Below are 21,616 nucleotides of genomic sequence, written 5' to 3'. Positions count from 1 at the left end.
TGGCCCACGGGAATCCGTGGTGCGAAAAGCCCGTCCGCTTTTGCATTCACCTGAAAAAAGATTGGCATCGCGCGGGTGGCGAAATTGGTAGACGCACCAGGTTTAGGTCCTGACGTTCGCAAGAACGTGCCGGTTCGAGTCCGGCCCCGCGCACCAGCCCTGCTATGTAGCCTGATCTATCGAGCAGTGATGAAGCCCCGTTTCGCAAGGAACGGGGCTTTTTCTTTTTCTCTCTTCACCAGTCGCTGCTGCTACTGCTGTCGCTGCTTCCGCTGTCCGAGCTGCTGCTCGAGTCGTCCCACGAACTCGTGTCGCTGATGCCGAAGTTGTTGTCCACGAAGCTGCGGTCGACCTGCCGGTCGGGCTCCGGGTCGGACGAAGGCCAGAGGCTGCTGCCCATTCGATCGTTGCCGCTGTCGTGGCTGCGGTGGTTGTTGAAGATGTTGATCGTGTTGCCCCGGTGCTCGTCGGAGCGGTCGTTCATGTGGCGCAGCAGCTCGCCGATGACCACCGCGCCAACGCCGGCAGCCGCCCCGGCGGCCAGTGCGCCGCCGATGCCCGGCCCCTGGCTGGGAGCGGGAGGAGGGGTGTTGTAGTCCCTGCTGTCATCCATCCTGCCGTAGCCCATCGACGAATCGCTCGTGGGCCTGGAGAACCTGGTGGAGCTGCCCCCGGCGGCGGCAGGCACGTCGAAGGTGGTGGCGCGGCGGCGCTGCTGGAAGGCCACGTACGCGACGACGAACAGGGCCACTATGCCGATCGGACCCCAAGGGATCGAGCCGGATGACGCGCCGTTGTCTGTCCTGTCGGATGCCGACGGGGCAGGCGCCGCAGCCGGGCTGGGGGCGGGCGGCGGTGGCTCGGCCTTCACCTCGGCCGGCTTCTCCAGCTTGCGTTCGAGCTTCGCGACCGATTCGGCCTTCGCGAACTTGAGTCCCGGCGAGAGCTCCTTGGCCAGCGCCAGTTCGTCCCTGGCATCGTCGAGCTTGCCCTTCATCGCGAGAAGCTCGGCGTGCACGTAGTGGGCCTTCGCGCTCTTCGGATGGTTCTTCAGCACCTTCGCGATCATCGCTTCGGCATCGGCCATCCGGCCGTTGCTTGCCGCTTCGTAGATCTGCTGGATCGTCGGCTCCTTGGTCGCCGCCGGCGCTGCGGCGGTCTTGGCCAGCGCGGGCGAGGGCGCGCCGAACGCAAGAAGCAGGCTGAAGCTGAGGGTGAGGGCGGCAAGCAGTCGCTGGAAGAGCATGGGTATTCGCTCCTGAGGGAAATGTCGAATCGCAGCCACTGTAAGGGCGAAATCGGCCGCGGATCGGGGCGCGGCATGCAATCTCCACCGCTGCCGGGTGCGGCCCCGCCAAAACCGGTGCTTCCAGCCGATTAGAATCATGGGTTGCCCAGTTTTGCAGGCGGCACGCGTGTGCCTCCGCATAAATCCCGCTAGCGCGTGCAAGTCCTTGATCTGTATCGGTAAAAAGACGCAGGCCCCGCGCAACAGCCCCCTTACCAGGAAGACATCATGACCGTGACCGTTGAAACTCTCGAGAAGCTCGAACGCAAGATCACGCTGACCCTGCCGGTCGGCACCATCCAGTCCGAAGTCGATTCGCGCCTCAAGAAGCTTGCGCGCACCGTCAAGATGGACGGTTTCCGTCCCGGCAAGGTGCCGATGAACGTCGTGGCCCAGCGCTATGGCTACTCGGTGCACTACGAAGTCATGAACGACAAGGTCGGCGAAGCCTTCTCGCAAGCCGCCAACGAGGCCAAGCTGCGTGTCGCCGGCCAGCCCCGCATCACCGAGAAGGAAGACGCACCCGAAGGCGAACTGGCCTTCGACGCCGTCTTCGAAGTGTTCCCCGACGTCAAGATCAACGACCTGTCGGGCGCCGAAGTCGAGAAGCTGTCGGCCGAAGTCGGCGAAGACGCCATCGACAAGACCCTGGACATCCTGCGCAAGCAGCGCCGTACCTTCGCCCAGCGCGCGCAAGACGCCGTGGCCCAGGACGGTGACCGCGTGACGGTCGACTTCGAAGGCAAGATCGACGGCGAGCCCTTCCAGGGCGGCAAGGCCGAAGACTTCCAGTTCGTCGTCGGCGAAGGCCAGATGCTCAAGGAATTCGAAGATGCCGTGCGCGGCATGAAGTCGGGCGACAGCCGCACCTTCCCGCTGTCGTTCCCGGCCGACTACCACGGCAAGGACGTGGCCGGCAAGCAGGCCGACTTCCTGGTCACCGTGAAGAAGATCGAAGCCTCGCACCTGCCCGAAGTCAACGAGCAATTGGCCAAGTCGCTCGGCATCGCCGAAGCCACCGTCGAAGGTCTGCGCGCCGACATCAAGCGCAACCTCGAGCGCGAAGTGAAGTTCCGCCTGCTGGCGCGCAACAAGAACGCCGTGATGGACGCCCTGGTGGCCAACGCCGAGCTCGACCTGCCCAACGCCAGCGTGCAGTCGGAAGTCAGCCGCATGGTCGAAGGCGCCCGCGCCGAGCTGAAGCAGCGCGGCATCAAGGACGCCGACAAGGCTCCGATCCCCGACGAAGTGTTCCGTCCGCAAGCCGAGCGCCGCGTGCGCCTGGGCCTTGTGGTGGCCGAACTGGTGCGTGCCAACAACCTGCAGGCCAAGCCCGAGCAGATCAAGGCCCACATCGACGAGCTGGCCGCCAGCTACGAAAAGCCGGCCGACGTGGTGCGCTGGTACTTCAGCGACAACAACCGCCTGGCCGAGGTCGAAGCCGTGGTCATCGAGAACAACGTGACCGATTTCGTGCTGGGCAAGGCCAAGGTCAACGAAAAGTCGGTTTCGTTCGACGAACTGATGGCTCAGCAGCAAGGCTGATCTCCCAAGCCGCCCGCTACGCCGATGGGGCTTGTGCTTTGCGGCACGAGCCCCATTTCACTCAGGCGTACAGTTCAGACACAGCGAACGATCCCATTTCTCGGAGAGCAAATTCATGAGCGCACAGGAAACCCAGGCCCTCGGCATGATCCCGATGGTCATCGAGCAGTCGGGCCGCGGCGAGCGGTCTTACGACATCTACTCGCGCCTTCTCAAGGAGCGCATCATTTTCCTGGTGGGCGAGGTCAATGACCAAACCGCCAACCTCGTGGTGGCCCAACTGCTGTTCCTCGAGAGCGAGAACCCGGACAAGGACATTTCCTTCTACATCAACTCCCCGGGCGGCAGCGTGAGCGCCGGCATGGCGATCTACGACACCATGCAGTTCATCAAGCCCGACGTGTCGACCATGTGCCTGGGCTTCGCGGCCAGCATGGGCGCCTTCCTGCTGGCGGCGGGTGAAAAGGGCAAGCGCTTCTCGCTGCCCAATTCGAAGATCATGATCCACCAAGTGCTCGGCGGCGCACGCGGCCAGGCGACCGACATCGAGATCCACGCGCGCGACATCCTGCGCACCAAGGACCAGATGAACCGCATCCTGGCCGAACGCACCGGCCAGCCGCTGGAAAAGGTCAAGGCCGACACCGAACGAGACTATTTCCTGACGGCCGACGAGGCCAAGGACTACGGCCTGGTGGACCAGGTCGTCGCCAAGCGCGGTTGAACGCCGGCGCCGAGGGCGCCAAATGGCAAGAAACGGCGTTTTCCACACGGGAAACGCCGTTTTTGTTTAGTTATCATTGTCCCTACCCTGTAACGAGGCAAATGTCCATGGCCGATAAAAAAGGCTCCTCCAGCGAAAAAACGCTTTATTGCTCGTTCTGCGGCAAGAGCCAGCACGAGGTCAAGAAGCTGATCGCGGGCCCTTCGGTCTTCATCTGCGACGAGTGCATCGACCTTTGCAACGAGATCATCCGCGACGAACTCCCGGCGGGTGAGGAAGCGCGCGAGGCGCGTAGCGACCTGCCGACGCCGCTGGAGATCAAGGCCAACCTCGACAACTACGTGATCGGCCAGGAGCCGGCCAAGCGCATGCTGTCGGTGGCCGTCTACAACCACTACAAGCGCCTGCGCCACAAGGAAAAGGCCAAGGGCGACGACGTGGAGCTCAGCAAGAGCAACATCCTGCTGATCGGCCCCACGGGTTCGGGCAAGACGCTGCTGGCGCAGACGCTGGCGCGCATGCTCGACGTGCCCTTCGTGATGGCCGACGCCACCACGCTGACCGAGGCCGGCTATGTCGGCGAGGACGTCGAGAACATCATCCAGAAGCTGCTGCAGAGCTGCAACTACGAAGTGGAGCGCGCGCAGCGCGGCATCGTCTACATCGACGAAATCGACAAGATCTCGCGCAAGTCCGACAACCCTTCCATCACGCGCGACGTGTCGGGAGAGGGCGTGCAGCAGGCGCTGCTGAAGCTGATCGAAGGCACCATGGCCAGCGTGCCGCCCCAGGGCGGGCGCAAGCACCCGAACCAGGACTTCCTGCAGATCGACACGACCAACATCCTGTTCATCTGCGGCGGCGCGTTCGCGGGCCTGGAGAAGGTCATCGAAAACCGCACCGAGGCCTCGGGCATTGGCTTCGGCGCTTCGGTCAAGAGCAAGCAGCAGCGTAGCCTCACGGAAGTGTTCCGCGAAGTGGAGCCCGAGGACCTGATCAAGTTCGGCCTGATCCCCGAACTCGTGGGCCGCATGCCCGTGGTCGCCTCGCTCGCCGAGCTCAGCGAGGACGCGCTGGTGCAGATCCTCACCGAGCCGAAGAACGCGGTGGTCAAGCAGTTCACCAAGCTGCTGCAGATGGAAGGCGTGGACCTCGAGATCCGTCCGGCGGCACTCAAGGCCATCGCCCGCAAGGCGCTGGCCCGCAAGACCGGTGCGCGCGGTTTGCGCTCGATCCTTGAACAGTCGCTGATCGACACCATGTTCGAGTTGCCGAACGCGACCAATGTCGACAAGGTGGTGGTCGAGGAATCGACCATCGACGAAAACAAGCCCCCGCTGCTCGTGTACCGCGAAGCGGCGAAAAAGGCTTAAAGCCAAAGACGCGAAGGATTTGCATGTCTGGCCACACCCCCTTGCCCCCCGAAGCCCTCGACCTGCCGCTGCTGCCGCTGCGCGACGTCGTTGTGTTTCCTCACATGGTGATTCCGCTGTTCGTGGGTCGCCCCAAGAGCATCAAGGCTCTCGAGCTGGCCATGGAGGCCGAGCGCCGCATCATGCTGGTGGCCCAGAAGGCCGCGGCCAAGGACGAGCCCTCCGTCGAGGACATGTTCGAGGTCGGCTGCGTCTCGACCATCCTGCAGATGCTCAAGCTGCCCGACGGCACGGTGAAGGTGCTGGTCGAGGGCCAGCAGCGTGCCCGCGTGAACCGCATCGATGACGGCGAGACCCACTTCTCGGCCAACGTGACGCCCGTGGAGGCGCCCGAAGGCGGCGAGAAGGGCACCGAGGTCGAGGCGCTGCGCCGCGCGGTGATGCAGCAGTTCGACCAGTACGTCAAGCTGAACAAGAAGATTCCGCCCGAGATCCTCACCTCGATCTCGAGCATCGACGATCCGGGCCGCCTCGCGGACACCATCGCCGCCCACCTGCCGCTCAAGCTCGACAACAAGCAGGCCGTGCTCGACCTGGACGACGTCAAGTCGCGCCTGGAGAACCTGTTCGGCCAGCTCGAGCGCGAGGTCGACATCCTCAACGTCGACAAGAAGATTCGCGGGCGCGTGAAGCGCCAGATGGAGAAGAACCAGCGCGACTTCTACCTCAACGAGCAGGTCAAGGCCATCCAGAAGGAGCTCGGCGAAGGCGAAGAGGGCGCGGACATCGAGGAGATCGAGAAGAAGATCAAGCTCGCGAAGATGTCCAAGGAAGGCCTGAAGAAGGCCGAGGGCGAGCTCAAGAAGCTCAAGCTCATGTCGCCCATGTCGGCTGAGGCCACGGTGGTGCGCAATTACATCGACGTGCTGGTCGGCCTGCCCTGGAGCAAGAAGACCAAGATCAAGCACGACCTGGCCAACGCCGAGGCGGTGCTCAACGCCGACCACTACGGCCTGGAGAAGGTCAAGGACCGCATCCTCGAGTACCTCGCGGTGCAGCAGCGCGTGGACAAGGTCAAGGCGCCCATCCTGTGCCTCGTGGGGCCTCCGGGCGTGGGCAAGACCTCGCTGGGGCAGTCGATCGCCAAGGCGACCGGCCGCAAGTACACCCGCATGGCGCTGGGCGGCATGCGCGACGAAGCCGAGATCCGCGGCCATCGCCGTACCTACATCGGCGCGCTGCCGGGCAAGGTGCTGCAGGGCCTGAGCAAGATCGGCACGCGCAACCCGCTGTTCCTGCTCGACGAGATCGACAAGCTGGGCACGGACTTCCGCGGCGACCCGTCGAGCGCTCTGCTCGAAGTGCTCGACCCCGAGCAGAACCACACCTTCGGCGACCACTACGTGGAAGTCGACTTCGACCTGAGCGACGTGATGTTCGTCGCCACCTCGAACTCGATGAACATCCCGCCGGCGCTGCTGGATCGCATGGAAGTCATCCGCCTCTCGGGCTACACCGAGGACGAGAAGACCAACATCGCGATCAAGTACCTGCTACCCAAGCAGATGAAGAACAACGGCGTGAAGGACGACGAGCTCGCCGTCACCGAGGAAGCGGTGCGCGACATCGTGCGCTACTACACGCGTGAAGCCGGCGTTCGTTCGCTCGAGCGCGAGCTGTCGAAGATCTGCCGCAAGGTGGTGAAGGGCCTGCTGCTCAAGCAGCTCACGCCGCAGGTCACGGTCACCGGCGCGAACCTCAACGACTTCCTCGGCGTGCGCAAGTTCACTTTCGGCCTGGCCGAGAAGCAGAACCAGGTCGGCCAGGTGGTCGGCCTCGCGTGGACCGAAGTCGGCGGCGACCTGCTGACGATCGAGGCGGTCACCATGCCCGGCAAGGGCGTGATCAGCCGCACCGGTTCGCTGGGCGACGTGATGAAGGAGTCGGTCGAGGCCGCGCGCACCGTGGTGCGCAGCCGCTCGCGCCGCCTCGGTATCAAGGACGAGGTGTTCGAGAAGCGCGACATCCACATCCACGTGCCCGATGGCGCCACGCCGAAGGACGGCCCGAGTGCGGGCGCCGCGATGACGACGGCCTTCGTGTCGGCGCTCACGGGCATCCCGGTGCGCAGCGACGTCGCGATGACGGGCGAGATCACGCTGCGAGGCGAGGTCACGGCCATCGGCGGCCTCAAGGAAAAGCTGCTGGCAGCCTTGCGTGGCGGCATCAAGACCGTGCTGATTCCGGAAGAGAACGCCAAGGACCTGCAGGACATTCCCGAGAACGTGAAGAACGGTCTCGAGATCGTGCCGGTGAAATGGATCGACAAGGTGCTCGAGATCGCTCTCGAGAAATCGCCTGAGCCGCTGTCCGATGAAGAGGTCGCTGCGTCCGCCGCCGCCATGGCCGAACTGGCCAAGCAGCGCACGCCGGCTCCGGCTTCCGAAGGTTCGGTCAAACACTGATCGAACGATCGCAAAAGTTGCGGGACCTTGAAAAATTGGTATATACTTCAAGGCTCGAAACGCGGGAATAGCTCAGTTGGTAGAGCGCAACCTTGCCAAGGTTGAGGTCGAGAGTTCGAGACTCTTTTCCCGCTCCAGTTTTGAAAAAGGGAAGCTCCAGCTTCCCTTTTTTTCGCTAGTTCGATTTCGTATTTCTGCGTGGCGCGATAGCAAAGCGGTTATGCAACGGATTGCAAATCCGTCTAGTCCGGTTCGACTCCGGATCGCGCCTCCACTCTCTCGGTTCAAACAGATTCGACCCCGAACGCCAAGCCCCGCCAACCGACGTTGCCGGGGCTTGTTTTGTTTGGGTTATCGTCGATGTCCAACCTGACGCCCGGATGGTGAAATTGGTAGACACATCGGACTTAAAATCCGCCGCTTCCTTAATCGGGGCATACGGGTTCGACCCCCGTTCCGGGTACCAACTTACAAGGGAGCATCAGATGCCTCGCTACAACGCTCCATTTGAAATTCATGTGCACGGCGACGTGCCGCTGCGTTCGGACGTCACCTTCGAGCAGATCCAGGAGGCTCTCAAGCCGCTGTGGAAATACGCCGGTGCCAAGTCGCTGGCCGATGGCGCCACCAGCTCCTACGAAGAAGAACCCGGCATCCGCTACGAGCAGAAGGACCACATGCTCCAGATGTGCTGGACCGTGGCCGGCGATGAAGACTTCCGCCAGGCGCTCGACGAGATGTGCATGGGCCTGAACGAGCTCTCCGAACGCGGCGCGGCCATCGAGGTCACCTTCTACGACACCGACTTCGACGAGGAAGAGGGCGACCCCGAAGAGGAGTCGCGCGACGACTTCCTGATGCTCTTCGTCGGCCCCAATCCGGCCGCCATCATGCAGGTGCAGCGCGACCTGCTCGTCGAAGACGTCGTCAACCTCATGGAACGCCACTTCGACGGCTCCGAGCTGGGTGGTGTGGTCGCCGAAATCGATCGCCTCTTCAGCGACCGTTTCGACGCGCTCGTGAACTCGCTCGAAATTGGAAAGCGCCCGCGCGGCACCGGTGGACCGGGCAGCGGGGGCAGCGGTGGTGGCCACGGCGGCGGCCGCCGTCCGCGCCACCTGCACTGACTGCCTGACTGGCTCCCGGCACCGCTCGCCGCAACCCGCGCATGGCCCTGTTCCCCGCCTCCGCGCTGCAGCCGGGCGTGCGCAAGCGCGAGGTGTTCGGCTGGGCGATGTATGACTTCGCCAACTCGGGCTACACCACCGTCGTCATCACTGCTGTGTTCGCCGCCTACTTCGTGGGCGGCATCGCCAAAGGCGCACCATGGGCCGCCTTCGCGTGGACGGCGGCGCTCAGTACCTCCTATGCCATCGTGATGCTCACGATGCCCGCCATTGGCGCATGGGCCGACATGCGCGCGGCAAAGAAGCGCGTGCTGGTTCTCGCGACCCTGGGCTGCGTCCTCGCGACGGCTGCGCTCGCCGTCACGCCCAGCTTCTCCGGCACCGGCGGCGTCGCGCTCGCGATGGCGCTGATCATCGTCTCCAACGCCTTCTATTCCTACGGCGAGTCCCTCACGGGTGCCTTCCTGCCCGAGCTGGCGACGGCCGAGGGCATGGGCAAGGTGAGCGGATGGGGCTGGGCCTTCGGCTATGTGGGCGGCATGCTGGCGCTGGGCATCTGTCTGGCTTACGTTTTGTGGTCCCAATCCAAGGGGCTGCCGGCGGCGCACTTCGTGCCGGTCACGATGCTGATCACCGCAGCCATCTATGGCTTCGCCGCCTGCGCCACCTTCGCACTGCTGCCCGAGCGCGCACAGCCCCGCGCCGCCGGCAACGAGCAGGGCGCCTGGCAGCAGCTGCTCGCCACCTACCGTCAGGCGCGCGCATATCGCGACTTCATGTGGCTGCTGGCCTGCACCGTCTGCTACCAGGGCGGCGTGGCGGTGGCCATCACGCTTGCCGCCATCTACGCGGAGCAGGTGATCGGCTTCGTGGCAAGCGAGACCATGGTGCTGATCTTCGTGCTCAACATCGCGGCTTCACTCGGTGCCTTCGGCTTCGGCTATGTGCAGGACCGCATCGGCCACAAGGTCTCGCTGGCCGGCACGCTCGTCGCCTGGATCGCTGTCTGCGTGATCGCAGCGCTGGTCACCACCAAGGGCGGCTTCTGGTGGGCCGCGACCATCGCGGGGCTGGCCATGGGATCGAGCCAGTCGGCCGGTCGCGCGATGACGGGCTACCTGGCGCCGCCGAAGCAGCTCGCCGAGTTCTTCGGGCTCTGGACCTTCGCCACGCGGCTGGCGAGCATCGTCGGTCCGCTGAGCTTCGGCGCCATCACCTGGATGACCGGCGGCAACCAGCGAATCGCGATTCTTTCGACCACGGTGCTGTTCGTGGCGGGGCTGTTGCTGCTGCTCCCTATCGACATGCAGCGCGGCCGCCAGGCCGCGCTGCGCGCCTCCTCCTGACTGCCGGCAATCAGGGCAGCTTGTCGCCGAACAGGCTGCCGTTGGTCAGCGGCCAGCCGACTTCCGGTGCGTAGCGCACCGTCCAGTTCGCCGGGTTCTTCACGCGGGCCGCGAAGGCCGCCAGGTCCGAACGGTCCAGCGAGCCGGTGTAGATCGCGTTGGTCTGGTTGGCGGGGCTCGCCGTGAAGCTGAAGGCGGTGCCGGCCGTCGTGACTGCATCGGGAATGGTGCCGGCGGTGCCACCCAGCGTGATGGTCGCGAGGTAGTCGCCGACGGCGGTGATTTGCCCGGCCACGCCGTCGCCCAGGCCGGCGACGCTGCCTCCCGCGATGGCATAGACCGTCTCCGACTTGCCGATGCCGCCCGGCGACCCGAGCGTGAAGCCCTTGTCCGCGACCGGATTGCCCGTCACGTCGGTCTGGATGGTCACGATGGTGCCGGCCGGCAGGTTGCGGTCGGCGGTCCAGAAGAAGGCCGTCTCGTTGGTGATGCCGGTGAACTCGGTCGTGCCCGATTTGCGGTCGCGGTCGGTGAAGAGCACCTTCGTGCCGCCGTTCACCGCCTTCAGCAGCACGAAGGCGTAAGCGTCGGGCGCCTCGGCGTTGGCGGCCATGAAGAGCAGGTCGCCGGCGGCGAGCGCCGTGGCGCCGTCGGTCGTGGTGAAGCTCAGCTGCGTCGCGTCGCTGATGCCGGCGAAGGCGTTGCCGGCGGGATCGGTGATCGCGTTGGCGTCGATGGTGACGTAGTAGCCGCTGCTGGCCGCAAGCGGTGCCGACGGCACCAGCTTCAGCTTGTTGAAGGCCACCTGCAGGCGGCTGGTCGGGCTGTTGGCGTGGAAGGTCTCGACCACGCTGCCGTCGGCCTTGTGCAGAATGATGCTGCCCGAGCCCAGGCGCACGGCTTCGTTGAACGACAGCGCGATCGAAGCGTCGAGATTCACGCCCACGAGGCCGGCCAACGATGCCTTTTTCAGCTTCGGCGCGGTGGTGTCCACCAGCGGCGAGCCCAGGCGCACCACGAAGCCGTCGAACTTCTGGTCGGCGGGAGGCAGGTCCTTCGAGGCGGTGCTGCCGTCCCACTTGGTGTCGCCGTTGTCCTGCAGCAGCTGGACTTCCGTGCCGGGCTTCACGGGGCCCGGCACCTCGACTGCGGATTCGAAGCTGCCGCCGGTGTCCTTGGCCAGTGCATCGAGGTTGTTCGACAGCTCGACCGGCGCGCTGTTCGGGTTGCCGTCCCACGCGAAGAGCGCAAAGTTGCGATCCACGTCTGGGCTTGCGGCACCCGCGGGGCCGGCGACGATCAGGTAGTTGCCGTCGGTGCCCTTGTCGATCGAGCGGATTCCGCGGCCGCCCAGTTCGAGCTCGATGGGCGCGCCGAAGTTGGCCTGCGTGGCGGTGCCCGCGACCAGCGCGGCGTAGTTCTGCACCGGCACGATCAGCGCCTTGGAGCGCACCGTGGTGCCCGTCTGCGGGGCGCGGAAGCCGAGCCACAGCGCGGTGTCGCCCGGCGAGCTGGTCATGCCTTCGATGGAGAAGCCGTCGACGCGCTCGGGCACGATGCCCGCCGCGGCCGACACCGCAAAGCCGAAGTGGTTGGCGCCGAGGCCGTGCGCGTTGCCGGAGTCCCAGGCGACGAGCTGCGCTTCGAGCAGCGAGAACTGGCCGACATAGCTGAATGCGGTGTCGGCACCCGTGCCGGTGACCTTGACCGCGAACAGATGCGAGCGGTCGGCCGCCGCATCGGCGCCGTCCTTCTTGTTGCTGTTGGAGCCGGTGAAGTACAGCGTGTCGCCGACGCGGGTGCCGGCCTCAAGATCGAGCTCCTTGGTGAGCCTGGGGCCTTCGAGCTCGTAGCTCCATTCCTTCACCGCGGCGCCGCCGCCGCGCGGGTAGACGCGCAGCACGTTCGACTCGTCGTCCGCCACGATCATGAAGTTGCCGGGCAGGGCGAGGGCGGTCGATGCGTCGGAAGAACCTTCGGTGGTGCCTGCATTGGGCGTGAATCGCGCCTTGGAGACGAGCTGGTCGGGCTCAGGCTGCGCTGTGGGCGGTTGTGCCGGCGGCTGCGTGGCCGGCGGCGTGGTGCTCGCGGGCGGAAGGAAACCGATCGGACCGGAGCCGCCACCGCCGCCTCCGCAGGCACTCAGTGCCAGCGCGAGCGCACCGGCGAGCATCAGGGGCTTGAAGGGAATGCGGGCTTGGGGAAGATAGTTCATTGTGCGCGGCAATACTTTTTGACAAACCGCGCATGCTGGTACTTTTGTGTGACGGCCCGGTGAAAAAGCGGGCTCGAATCAGGTTCCCGTCAGGGGACTTGCTGCTGGAGCGACTTGGGCACCTTGAAGCGCTCGCCGTCGTAGCGCAGCGTGATGGTGTTGAATTTCGGAGGCAGGGACTTCTCGACGCAGCTCTGGTCTTCCTGCTCCTGTGCGCGGCTTTGCAGCAGCGTGCGCGACAACTGCAGGTCGGCGAGGCCGTTGCTGCTGCCCTTGCCGACCGAGAGCATGGTGCGCAGCTTCTCGAAGTGCCCGGTGCAGGTCGAATCCCATCCGCCGTGGTCGTGATCGAGCTCGATCTCCTGCAGCACCTGGCGCAGCTGCTTGCCGTGGTGCACGTACAGCCGCACGGTTTCGCTCGCCAGCGGGCTGCCGGGCCCGTTGCTGCCCCTGTAGCGCACGCGCAGGCCGAAGGCGCGCGCCTCCGACGACAGCACATAGCGCGAGGTGTCGATGCGGATGTCCTGGATCGACGTGGTGGCGTCCTCGTCGAGCGCCTCGGGCTGCAGCAGCCGGCCGATGACGGTGTCGCGGTCGGTGTTGCCGTTGTCGGGGCGCTGGATCAGCAGGATCTCGAGATCGAAGACCTTGGCGCCCCGGTCGGTGGTTTCGCGCGGCATCGGCAGCACCACGATGCTGCGCCCCGGAAAGGCCGGCCACACCTTGCAGGCCGCGAGCCGCTCGTCGAGCTGGCGGTGGGGGTGCAGCTTTGCATGCATGCGCTCGGCAAGGCCGCTTTCGCAGGCCGCGTGGCTCAGGCCGGCGGCCGAAAGGCCCAGGAGGAAGAGGGCGGCGTGGCGCAGCAACAGGCGCATGGATCGGTTCAGGCCGTGGCGACTGTGGAAAGTCCGAGCCATTTGGCGGCCGCGGCTTCGAGCACGGCGACGTCGCCGCTGCTCTGCAGCAAGAGGCTTCCCGTGACTCCGGTGCCGTCGGCGAGCCGCCCCGCCGATGCGAGCAGGCGCCGCGTCTGCTGCGCGACCGGCACCCCCGTGTCGATGAAGCGCAGCGTCGCCGGCGCATGCTTGCCCAGTTCTTCCTTCACCAGCGGATAGTGGGTGCAGCCGAGCACCACCGTGTCGACCTCGCCGGGCCCGTCGCCGAAGGGGCCGGCCTCGGCCATGTAGCGCTCGCTCAGCGCCGCGATGCCGGCCGAGTCGAAGCCCTCGATCGCCTTCACGAGGCCGTCGCAGGGCACGGGCCGGACGTCGGCCGATCCCGCGAAGGAAGCGCGCAGGTTCGCGTACTTGGCGCTGGCCAGGGTGCCCCGCGTGGCCAGCACCGAGATGTGCCCCGTGCGGCTCGAAGCCACGGCAGGCTTGAGGCCGGGCTCCAGCCCGACGATCGGCAGGTCGGGGTGGTCGGCCCGAAGCAGGTGGATGGCGGCGGTGGTGGCCGTGTTGCAAGCCACCACCAACGCCTTGATTCCGTGCTCGCGCAGCAGGTGTTCGACCACCGCGCGCGAGCGCTCGATCACGTAGGCGTCCCCGCGTTCGCCGTAGGGCGCATAGGCCGTGTCGGCGAAGTAGACGAAGTTCTCGTGCGGCAGCTCGGCCCTCAGCGCGGCCAGCACGCTGAGCCCGCCGACTCCGCTGTCGAAGACGCCTACCGGGCTCAACTCAGGCTTCTTCCATCATGATGGTCTTGAACTCACCCGTGGCGATGCGCTTCTGCCACTCGGCCGGGCCGGTGATGTGCGCGCTGGTGCCGCCGGCGTCGACCGCCACCGTCACGGGCATGTCGACCACGTCGAATTCATAGATGGCTTCCATGCCCAGGTCCTCGAAGCCCACCACCTTGGCGGTCTTGATGGCCTTGCTGACCAGGTAGGCGGCGCCGCCCACGGCCATGAGGTAGGCGCTCTTGTGCTTCTTGATGGCCTCGATGGCGACAGGGCCGCGCTCGGCCTTGCCGATCATGGCGATCAGGCCCGTCTGCGCCAGCATCATCTCGGTGAAGCCGTCCATGCGGGTGGCGGTGGTCGGGCCTGCGGGGCCGACGGCCTCGTCCTTCACCGGATCGACCGGGCCGACGTAGTAGATGACGCGGTTGGTGAAATCCACCGGCAGCTTCTCGCCCTTGGCCAGCATGCCCTGGATGCGCTTGTGCGCGGCGTCGCGGCCGGTGAGCATCTTGCCGTTGAGCAGCAGCGTGTCGCCCGGCTTCCAGCTCGCCACTTCGGCGGGCGTGAGCTTGTCGAGGTCGACGCGCTTGCTCTTCTTCTCGTCGGGAGCCCAGTTCACCTCAGGCCAAAGGTCGAGCGAGGGCGCCTCGAGGTAGACCGGGCCGCTGCCGTCCATCGTGAAGTGCGCGTGGCGCGTGGCCGCGCAGTTGGGGATCATCGCCACGGGCTTGCTCGCCGCGTGCGTGGGGTACATCTGGATCTTGACGTCCAGCACGGTGGCCAGGCCGCCCAGGCCCTGTGCGCCGATGCCCAGCGCATTCACCTTCTCGTACAGCTCGACGCGCAGCGCCTCGACCTTGCTCAGTTCGGCGCCGGAGTTCTTCTTGGCCAGCAGCTCGTGCATGTCGAGGTCGTCCATCAGGCTTTCCTTGGCCATCAGCGCCGCCTTCTCGGCCGTGCCGCCGATGCCGATGCCCAGCATGCCCGGCGGGCACCAGCCGGCGCCCATGGTGGGCACGGTCTTGAGCACCCAGTCGACCACGCTGTCGCCGGGGTTCAGCATGACCAGCTTGCTCTTGTTCTCGCTGCCGCCGCCCTTGGCGGCCACGGTGACTTCAAGTTTGTCGCCCGGCACGATCTCCGTGAAGATCACCGCGGGCGTGTTGTCCCTGGTGTTCTTGCGGTCGAACTGCGGGTCGGCCACGACCGAGGCGCGCAGCGTGTTGTCGGGGTGGTTGTAGCCGCGGCGCACGCCTTCGTTGATGGCGTCGTCCAGGCTGCCGGTGAAGCTGCCCCAGCGCACGTCCATGCCCACCTTGAGGAACACGTTGACGATGCCGGTGTCCTGGCAGATCGGGCGCTGGCCGGTCGCGCTCATCTTGCTGTTGGTCAGGATCTGCGCGATCGCGTCCTTGGCAGCGGGGCTCTGCTCGCGCTCGTAGGCGCGGGCCAGGTGGGCGATGTAGTCGGCGGGGTGGTAGTAGCTGATGTACTGCAGCGCGGCGCTGATCGATTCGATCAGGTCGGCCTGCTGGATCGTGGTCGTCATGGTGGGGGGCTTTTTAGGAATGTGAAACGCCCCCCGATTATCTCAGCCGCCGCGCCTGCCCCGCTTACCGTGCCGCTTCCCGGGCCTGATCCACCCAGCCGTCGAAGAGCTGCCGGTGCGCCCGGATCCACCCGTCGGCATGGCGCTCCACGTCCTGCTGCGTGTTGGCGCCCTGGCTCATGCGCAGGTTCTGGGCGTTGATGTCGCCGATCGGCAGCTTCATCACCTCAAACAGCTTCGCGGCGGCCGGGTTCTTCTCGACGAAGGCGCGGTTGGCGACGATCCGCTCATCGTTGGCCTGGAAGCCGTAGTTCCTGCCGTTGGGCAGCTGCGTGTCGACGTTGCCGCCGTCGCCTTGCGAGGACGAGAACGGCACCTGCAGCCACACCACGTCCTTGCCGGGGCGCAGCACGGCGCTGACCCAGTACGGCGTCCACGTGTAGTAGAGCACCGGCTTGTCCTGCCTGAATCGCGCGATGGTGTCGGCCATCAGCGCGGCGTAGCTGCCTTGCCGGTGGCTGACTGTGTCGCGCAGCTGGTAGGCCGTGAGGTGGTTCTCGATGGCGAGCTCGCAGCCCCAGCCGGGGTTGCAGCCCGTGAGGTCGGCCTTGCCGTCGCCGTCGATGTCGAACAGCTTCGCGATGGCCGGGTCCTTCAGCTGCGCGATGTTCGTGATGCCGTACTGCTCGGCCGTCTTGCGGTCGATCAGGTAGCCCTGCACCGCGCCTTCGGAATACACGCCCTTGCGCCACAGCTTGGCGTCGCCGCCGCTGTTCTTGTAGAAGTCGGCGTGCAGCAGGCTCCAGTGGTGGGCCATGAAGGTGGCGTCGCCGTTGGCGATGGCCAGGTGCTCGGTGGCGGGCTCCAGGTCCTTCATGGGCTCGACCTTGTAGCCGAGCTTCTCCAGGCCGCGCATCACCAGCAGCGTCTGGAAAGCTTCTTCCGCGAGCGAGCTCTTCAGCGGCTGCACGGTGACGCCCTTGCCGGGCAGATCGCTGGAGGCCTGGGCGGCCACGCCCGAGGCCGCGAAGGCGAGGGCGAGCAGGCCGCGGGCGATGAATCCGGTCTTGTTCCTGACGAAGTTCATGTGGCGGGTTCCTCCGTTCATCGCGCCTGTGCGGAAAGGGCGGGGGCGGGTTCGGCATCGGTGCGGCCCGGTGCCACGGCGCGTTGCAGCATGCGCAGCGCAAGGCCCACCGGGCCGGTGTGCCACCAGCGGCGACCGGCGCTGCGGCGCGACTTGCCCATGGCCTGCGTCAGGCGGTCCAGCGAGATCGCCAGCAGCACGATGCCCAGGCCGCCCACGGTCGCCAGGCCCATGTCGAGCCGGCCGATGCCGCGCAGCACCATCTGGCCCAGGCCGCCCACGGCGATCATCGAGGCGATGACCACCATCGACAGCGACAGCATCAGCGCCTGGTTGATGCCCGCCATGATCGAGGGCATGGCCAGCGGCAGCTGCACCTTCACCAGCATCTGCCAGGGCGAGGCGCCGTAGGCGCGCGCGGCCTCGATGAGGTCGGGGCGCACCTGGCGCAGGCCGAGGTTGGTCAGGCGCACCAGCGGCGCCAGCGCGAAGACGATCGTCACGATCACGCCCGGCACGTTGCCGATGCCGAACAGCATCACCACCGGCACCAGGTACACGAAGGCCGGCGTGGTCTGCATCGCGTCTAGCACCGGGCGCATGACGCGCTGCGCCCGGTCGCTGCTGGCCAGCAGCACGCCCAGCGGCAGGCCGATCACCATGCAGAAGACCAGCGAGGTCAGCACCAGCGACAGCGTGACCATCGCCTCGGGCCAGATGCCCAGCATGGCCACCAGCAGCAGCGCCACCGTGGTGCCGATGGCCAGCGCGCGGCCGGCGAACTGCCAGGCCAAAAGGCCGATCAGCGCGATCATCGCCAGCGTGGGCAGGCCGGTGAGCAGGCTCTGCACCGAGTTCAGCGTGCTGTCGATGGGCAGGCGCACGGTCTGGAAGAAGGGACGGAAGTGCTCGACCACCCAGCCCAGGCCGCTGTTGATCCAGGACTCGACGGGCAGCGAGCCGTCCCAGAGGCGGTGGAGCTGGAAGCCGCCGGTGGCGGCGTCGGCGTGGCCGACCAGCTGGTGGGCGCTGTCGAGCTGCGCGGGGGCGTCGAGCCAGGCGCTGGTCGCGGAAGCGTCGGGCGCGGCGGAGAGGGCTTCCCACGGATCGACCGGGGCAGGCGCGGGTGCAGGCGTCGCCAGCACGGTCGCAGCGTCGTTCAGCGGTGCGAGTTCGGAGGGCAGTGCGGTGTCGTTCATCGGTTGTTCCTTCGAAATCGTTCAGGCGGCCGTCGCTGCGGTTGCGGCGGCCACGGGTTGCTGGGGCTGGTGCGCCGGGTCGATAGGCGGCGTGTCGCGGTCGAGGAACTTCAGCAGCGTCGTCTTGCTGATCGCGCCGCAGAAGCGGCCGTCGGCCGCCACCACCGGCATCGCGCAGGGCGCCTGGGCCACTTGGCCGAAGAGGCCGGCCACGGGCGCATCGGCGTCGATGGTGCCGAGGTCGTTCAGGAAGGCGTGGCGCAGGCCCAGCGGGCCGGAATGGCCGTCGAGCGCGGCGCGCAGCGTGTCGGCCGACACCGTGCCCAGGTAGCGCCTGTTGGGGCTGGTCACGTAGGCGAAGTCGCGGTCCTGGTCTTCCAGCTGCTTGAGCGCCGCGCGCGCACCGCGCTCGGGGTGCTCGCAGACCACGGTGAGCTGCTTGCGCGCGATGTCGCCGGCCTTGAACACGGCCGCCGCGTCCACGCCGCGCACGAAGCTGCGCACGTAGTCGTTGGCGGGGCTGCGCAGGATCTCATCGGGCGTGCCGACCTGGATCACCTGGCCGTCCTTCATGATCGCGATGCGGTCGCCGATGCGCATGGCCTCGTCGAGGTCGTGCGAGATGAAGACGATGGTGCGGCGCTGCTCCTGCTGCAGGCGCAGCAGCTCCGACTGCATCTCGGTGCGGATGATCGGGTCGAGCGCCGAGAAGGCCTCGTCCATCAGCAGGATCGACGGATCGGAGGCCAGGGCGCGCGCCAGGCCCACGCGCTGCTGCATGCCGCCGGAGAGCTCGTCGGGGTAGCTGTCGCCCCAGCCCGCCAGGCCCACCTGCGCGAGCGCCTTGTCGGCCTGCGCGAGGCGCTCCTTCTTGCCGGTGCCCGAGAGTTCGAGGCCGAAGGCGGTGTTCTCGCGCACCGTCATGTGCGGCATCAGCGCGAACGACTGGAACACCATGCTGATGTCCTTGCGGCGCAGCGCGCGCAGGCGGGCGTCGGAGTGCTCGTTGATGTCGGCGCCGTCGATCACGATGCGCCCGGCGGTCGGCTCGATCAGCCGGTTCAGCAGGCGCACCAGCGTCGACTTGCCCGAGCCCGAGAGGCCCATGATGACGAAGATTTCTCCGGCCTGGATCTCGAAGGTGGCGTCGAACACGCCGATCGACTGGCCGGTGCGCGCCAGGATCTCCTTCTTCGAAAGTCCTTGCCGGACCAGCTCCAGTGCTTGTTCGGGCTCGTCGCCGAACACCTTGAAGACATGGTCGATGAGAATTCCTTTGGCCATACGTCGGGGCTCTCCTTGGGTGAAGGGTTGACTGTGGGTTGGCCGTCCCGAAGGAGCGGCGCAGCCACGTCCCGGCCCATCGCATCGATGGGCGGCCGGCAGGCACTGAAGACGACAGGGCGACGAAGCCAGTGCCCGCCGGATGCTTCATTCGCAGCGCGACGGGCCTGGTCGAGGGGCGCCGACTGGAAGAGCGTGACGTGGCAATGGAGCCGGAAAGATCCGGCCGGTTTGCCGGGCATGGCCCGGCGGGAGCACCTTGCACCGCGACGGGATTCGGAGATCCGCGAGTAGTGAAGGCTTGACCAACGCCGTCATCATCATGACTTGTTGGTCGTCAGAAGCTATCGATTATAACTTTTCGACATGATGCGGTCAACCTCGGAGGCGATGCGGCGCCGTCGGAGGCGATGCAATGACCACGTCAGATGAGAGCCACTCTCATTGGGGCGATACTGCGAAGGCGCCGGAAAGCGGCGCGACTTTTCATGATCCTGCGGAGCTTTTTCTCATGACGACTTCCCCCAAGACCCGTGCCGAGCGCGATACCTTCGGACCGATCGACGTGCCGGCCGACAAGCTGTGGGGCGCGCAGACCCAGCGCTCGCTGCAGAACTTCGACATCTCCGGCGAGCAGCAGCCGCGCGAGATCATCAAGGCGTTGGCCCAGGTCAAGCGCGCTTCCGCCGTGGTCAACCACGCGCTGGGCCTGCAGGACGAGAAGAAGACGAACGCCATCGTGGCCGCGGCTGACGAAGTCATCGCCGGCAAGCACCCGGGCGAGTTCCCGCTGGTGGTCTGGCAGACCGGCTCGGGCACGCAGACCAACATGAACGTCAACGAGGTGCTGGCCAACCGCGCCAGCGAGATCCTCGGCGGCGAGCGCGGCGAAGGCCGCCTCGTTCATCCCAACGACGACGTGAACCGCAGCCAGTCGAGCAACGACGTGTTCCCCACGGCGATGCACGTGGCGGCCGTCGAGGCCATCACCCACAAGCTGCTGCCGGCCATCGCCAAGCTGCGCGGCACGCTGGAGCAGAAGTCCAAGGACTTCGCCGACATCGTGAAGATCGGCCGCACCCACCTGCAGGACGCCACGCCGCTCACGCTGGGCCAGGAGTTCTCGGGCTACGTGGCGCAGCTCGCGCACGGCGAGGCGCATGTGCGCGCCGCGCTGCCGCACCTGTGCGAACTGGCGCTGGGCGGCACGGCCGTCGGCACCGGCCTCAACGCGCCCAAGGGTTACGCGGAACAGGTGGCGGCAGAGCTGGCGAAGCTCACCGGCCTGCCTTTCGTGACCGCGCCCAACAAGTTCGAGGCCATGGCCAGCGTCGATGCGCTGGTGCATGCGCACGGCGCGCTGAAGACGCTGGCCGCCAGCATGAACAAGATCGCCAACGACGTGCGCTGGCTCGCCAGCGGCCCGCGCAGCGGCATCGGCGAACTGAGCATTCCCGAGAACGAACCCGGCTCGTCGATCATGCCGGGCAAGGTCAACCCGACACAGAGCGAGGCCGTGACGATGCTGGCCGCGCAGGTGTTCGGCAACGACGTGGCCATCAACATCGGCGGCGCCTCGGGGAACTTCGAGCTGAACGTGTTCCGTCCGATGGTGGCGCACAACTTCCTTCAGAGCGTGCGCCTGCTGGCCGACGGCATGGTGAGCTTCAACGACCACTGCGCCGTGGGCATCGAGCCCAACCGCGAACGCATCACCGAGCTGGTGCAGCGTTCGCTGATGCTGGTGACGGCGCTCAACACCCACATCGGCTACGACAAGGCCGCCTTCATCGCCAAGAAGGCGCACAAGGAGGGCACCAGCCTGCGCGAGGCGGCGATCGCATCGGGCCACCTGACGGCCGAGCAGTTCGACCAGTGGGTGGTGCCGGAGAACATGACCGGCCGCTGATCCGCCATTGGGCCGGTCTTTCGTGGGGGCCGCCGCGCACGGCCGCCCGAAGCGGCCGGCCCGCCCCCGGTAGGGGGTTGGCGAAGCGACACGAAGTGCGCGCAGCCTGGGGGCGAGCTTTTAGTACCCAATGGTGTAGCGCTGGCGGGAATGAGCGGGCTTTTCCAGCTCGTCGATGAACGCGATCGCGTAGTCCGCGAAGCTGATCCAGCTGCGGCCTTCGGCGCTCACGAGCAGGTCGTCCTTGCCCAGGCGGAACTTGCCGGTGCGCTCGCCTTCGACGAACTCGGCGGAGGGCGAGAGGAAGGTCCAGTCCAGGTCCTTCTCGTTGCGCAGCGTGTCGAGGAACACGCCGCCGGCCGACGCTTCGGCACGGTACGCATCGGGGAAGTTCGGCGTGTCGATGACCTTCAGCCCGGGCGCCGCGAACAGACTGCCCGCGCCGCCGACCACCAGCAGGCGCTTCACGCCGGCGCGCTTTGTCGGCTCGATGATGGCCGCGGGCGGCACGGTGGCGAAATGCGCGGCGCTGAACACGGCGTCGTGGCCGGCCAGGGCCTTCTCCAGCGCAGCGCCGTCGAGCACGTCGAGGTCGACGGCCTTCACGTTGGCGCGGCCCGCCAGCTTGGCGCTGGCCTTGCGCGCGATGGCGGTGACGGTATGGCCGCGGCGCAGGGCCTCTTCGAGAAGCTGGCTGCCGGCGCGTCCGGTGGCGCCGATGATGGCGATGTGGCTCATGGTGACTCCTGTGAAAGATCGGAAGGATCGATAGATCGGGTTGGGATGAAGCGAATCTTAGGTTTCTGGTTTCGAAAGAAATA

The 21,616-nt window shown here is 66.5% G+C and carries 16 protein-coding genes and 4 tRNA genes; 11 read left to right on the top strand and 9 right to left on the bottom strand.

The features are described 5' to 3' along the window. The first annotated feature begins 69 nt into the window (after positions 1–69). Positions 70–156, top strand: a tRNA-Leu gene (locus ABL838_RS17225). A gap of 79 nt (positions 157–235) precedes the next feature. On the opposite strand, the gene ABL838_RS17220 is transcribed toward ABL838_RS17225, so the two are convergent. Beyond that, a complete protein-coding gene (locus ABL838_RS17220; protein WP_418121261.1) occupies positions 236–1,246 on the bottom strand; it encodes a tetratricopeptide repeat protein in 1,011 nt (336 codons plus the stop codon). 270 nt (positions 1,247–1,516) lie between these two features. Between ABL838_RS17220 and tig the strand changes: the two genes are divergently transcribed. The 9 genes from tig to ABL838_RS17175 all read left to right on the top strand — a co-directional run bounded on the left by tig (position 1,517) and on the right by ABL838_RS17175 (position 9,868). Beyond that, positions 1,517–2,833 (top strand): trigger factor, encoded by a 1,317-nt coding sequence (gene tig / locus ABL838_RS17215; protein ID WP_184637423.1) that lies wholly within the window; start codon positions 1,517–1,519, stop codon positions 2,831–2,833. Positions 2,834–2,948: 115 nt separating this feature from the next. After that, complete coding sequence (gene clpP / locus ABL838_RS17210; protein WP_126023915.1) at positions 2,949–3,557, top strand: ATP-dependent Clp endopeptidase proteolytic subunit ClpP; 609 nt, start codon at positions 2,949–2,951, stop codon at positions 3,555–3,557. 107 nt (positions 3,558–3,664) lie between these two features. Next, positions 3,665–4,930 (top strand): ATP-dependent Clp protease ATP-binding subunit ClpX, encoded by a 1,266-nt coding sequence (gene clpX, locus ABL838_RS17205; RefSeq protein WP_126023916.1) that lies wholly within the window; start codon positions 3,665–3,667, stop codon positions 4,928–4,930. 23 nt (positions 4,931–4,953) lie between these two features. Beyond that, on the top strand, positions 4,954–7,395 hold the full coding sequence (lon, locus tag ABL838_RS17200) for an endopeptidase La (protein ID WP_184637425.1): 2,442 nt from the start codon (positions 4,954–4,956) through the stop codon (positions 7,393–7,395). Between the two features lie 61 nt (positions 7,396–7,456). Continuing rightward, positions 7,457–7,532: transfer RNA gene (locus tag ABL838_RS17195), tRNA-Gly, on the top strand. 63 nt (positions 7,533–7,595) lie between these two features. Next, positions 7,596–7,669, top strand: a tRNA-Cys gene (locus ABL838_RS17190). A 100-nt stretch (positions 7,670–7,769) separates the two neighbouring features. Next, positions 7,770–7,861: transfer RNA gene (locus tag ABL838_RS17185), tRNA-Leu, on the top strand. 19 nt (positions 7,862–7,880) lie between these two features. Continuing rightward, the gene (locus ABL838_RS17180; protein ID WP_126023918.1) at positions 7,881–8,522 is read left to right on the top strand and encodes a DUF6806 family protein; all 642 of its coding nucleotides are present in this window, start codon (positions 7,881–7,883) and stop codon (positions 8,520–8,522) included. 41 nt (positions 8,523–8,563) lie between these two features. Then, the gene (locus ABL838_RS17175; RefSeq protein WP_418121260.1) at positions 8,564–9,868 is read left to right on the top strand and encodes an MFS transporter; all 1,305 of its coding nucleotides are present in this window, start codon (positions 8,564–8,566) and stop codon (positions 9,866–9,868) included. Positions 9,869–9,878: 10 nt separating this feature from the next. Here the strand turns inward: ABL838_RS17175 and ABL838_RS17170 are convergent, their stop codons facing one another. The 7 genes from ABL838_RS17170 to proV form a co-directional block, all read right to left on the bottom strand. Continuing rightward, positions 9,879–12,083, bottom strand: coding sequence for an Ig-like domain-containing protein (locus ABL838_RS17170; RefSeq protein ID WP_418121259.1), 2,205 nt, complete (start codon positions 12,081–12,083; stop codon positions 9,879–9,881). An 89-nt stretch (positions 12,084–12,172) separates the two neighbouring features. Further along, a complete protein-coding gene (locus ABL838_RS17165; protein WP_418121258.1) occupies positions 12,173–12,958 on the bottom strand; it encodes a hypothetical protein in 786 nt (261 codons plus the stop codon). A gap of 8 nt (positions 12,959–12,966) precedes the next feature. Further along, the gene (gene murI / locus ABL838_RS17160) at positions 12,967–13,761 is read right to left on the bottom strand and encodes a glutamate racemase (protein WP_418121257.1); all 795 of its coding nucleotides are present in this window, start codon (positions 13,759–13,761) and stop codon (positions 12,967–12,969) included. Position 13,762: 1 nt separating this feature from the next. Then, positions 13,763–15,316, bottom strand: a complete 1,554-nt coding sequence (locus tag ABL838_RS17155) for a fumarate hydratase (RefSeq protein ID WP_418121256.1) — start codon at positions 15,314–15,316, stop codon at positions 13,763–13,765. A 64-nt stretch (positions 15,317–15,380) separates the two neighbouring features. After that, positions 15,381–16,403, bottom strand: a complete 1,023-nt coding sequence (proX, locus tag ABL838_RS17150) for a glycine betaine/L-proline ABC transporter substrate-binding protein ProX (protein ID WP_418121255.1) — start codon at positions 16,401–16,403, stop codon at positions 15,381–15,383. Between the two features lie 17 nt (positions 16,404–16,420). Then, positions 16,421–17,602 carry a glycine betaine/L-proline ABC transporter permease ProW gene (gene proW / locus ABL838_RS17145; protein WP_418121254.1) on the bottom strand — a complete coding sequence of 394 codons (1,182 nt, stop codon included), beginning with the start codon at positions 17,600–17,602 and terminating at the stop codon, positions 16,421–16,423. Between the two features lie 21 nt (positions 17,603–17,623). Further along, positions 17,624–18,886, bottom strand: coding sequence for a glycine betaine/L-proline ABC transporter ATP-binding protein ProV (gene proV / locus ABL838_RS17140; protein ID WP_418121253.1), 1,263 nt, complete (start codon positions 18,884–18,886; stop codon positions 17,624–17,626). A gap of 511 nt (positions 18,887–19,397) precedes the next feature. Here proV and fumC point away from each other — a divergent pair. Then, the gene (gene fumC, locus ABL838_RS17135) at positions 19,398–20,795 is read left to right on the top strand and encodes a class II fumarate hydratase (protein ID WP_126023926.1); all 1,398 of its coding nucleotides are present in this window, start codon (positions 19,398–19,400) and stop codon (positions 20,793–20,795) included. 120 nt (positions 20,796–20,915) lie between these two features. Here the strand turns inward: fumC and ABL838_RS17130 are convergent, their stop codons facing one another. Beyond that, entirely contained in the window at positions 20,916–21,533 is a 618-nt protein-coding gene (locus ABL838_RS17130; protein WP_418116653.1) for an NAD(P)-dependent oxidoreductase, read from the bottom strand. Between the last annotated feature and the right edge of the window lie 83 nt (positions 21,534–21,616).

The organism is Variovorax sp. 160MFSha2.1 (assembly GCF_048305075.1).
GTDB classification, from domain to species: domain Bacteria; phylum Pseudomonadota; class Gammaproteobacteria; order Burkholderiales; family Burkholderiaceae_C; genus Variovorax; species Variovorax guangxiensis.
Note: the sequence above shows the minus strand (reverse complement) of the source record. Positions and strands in the feature narration are given on the sequence as shown.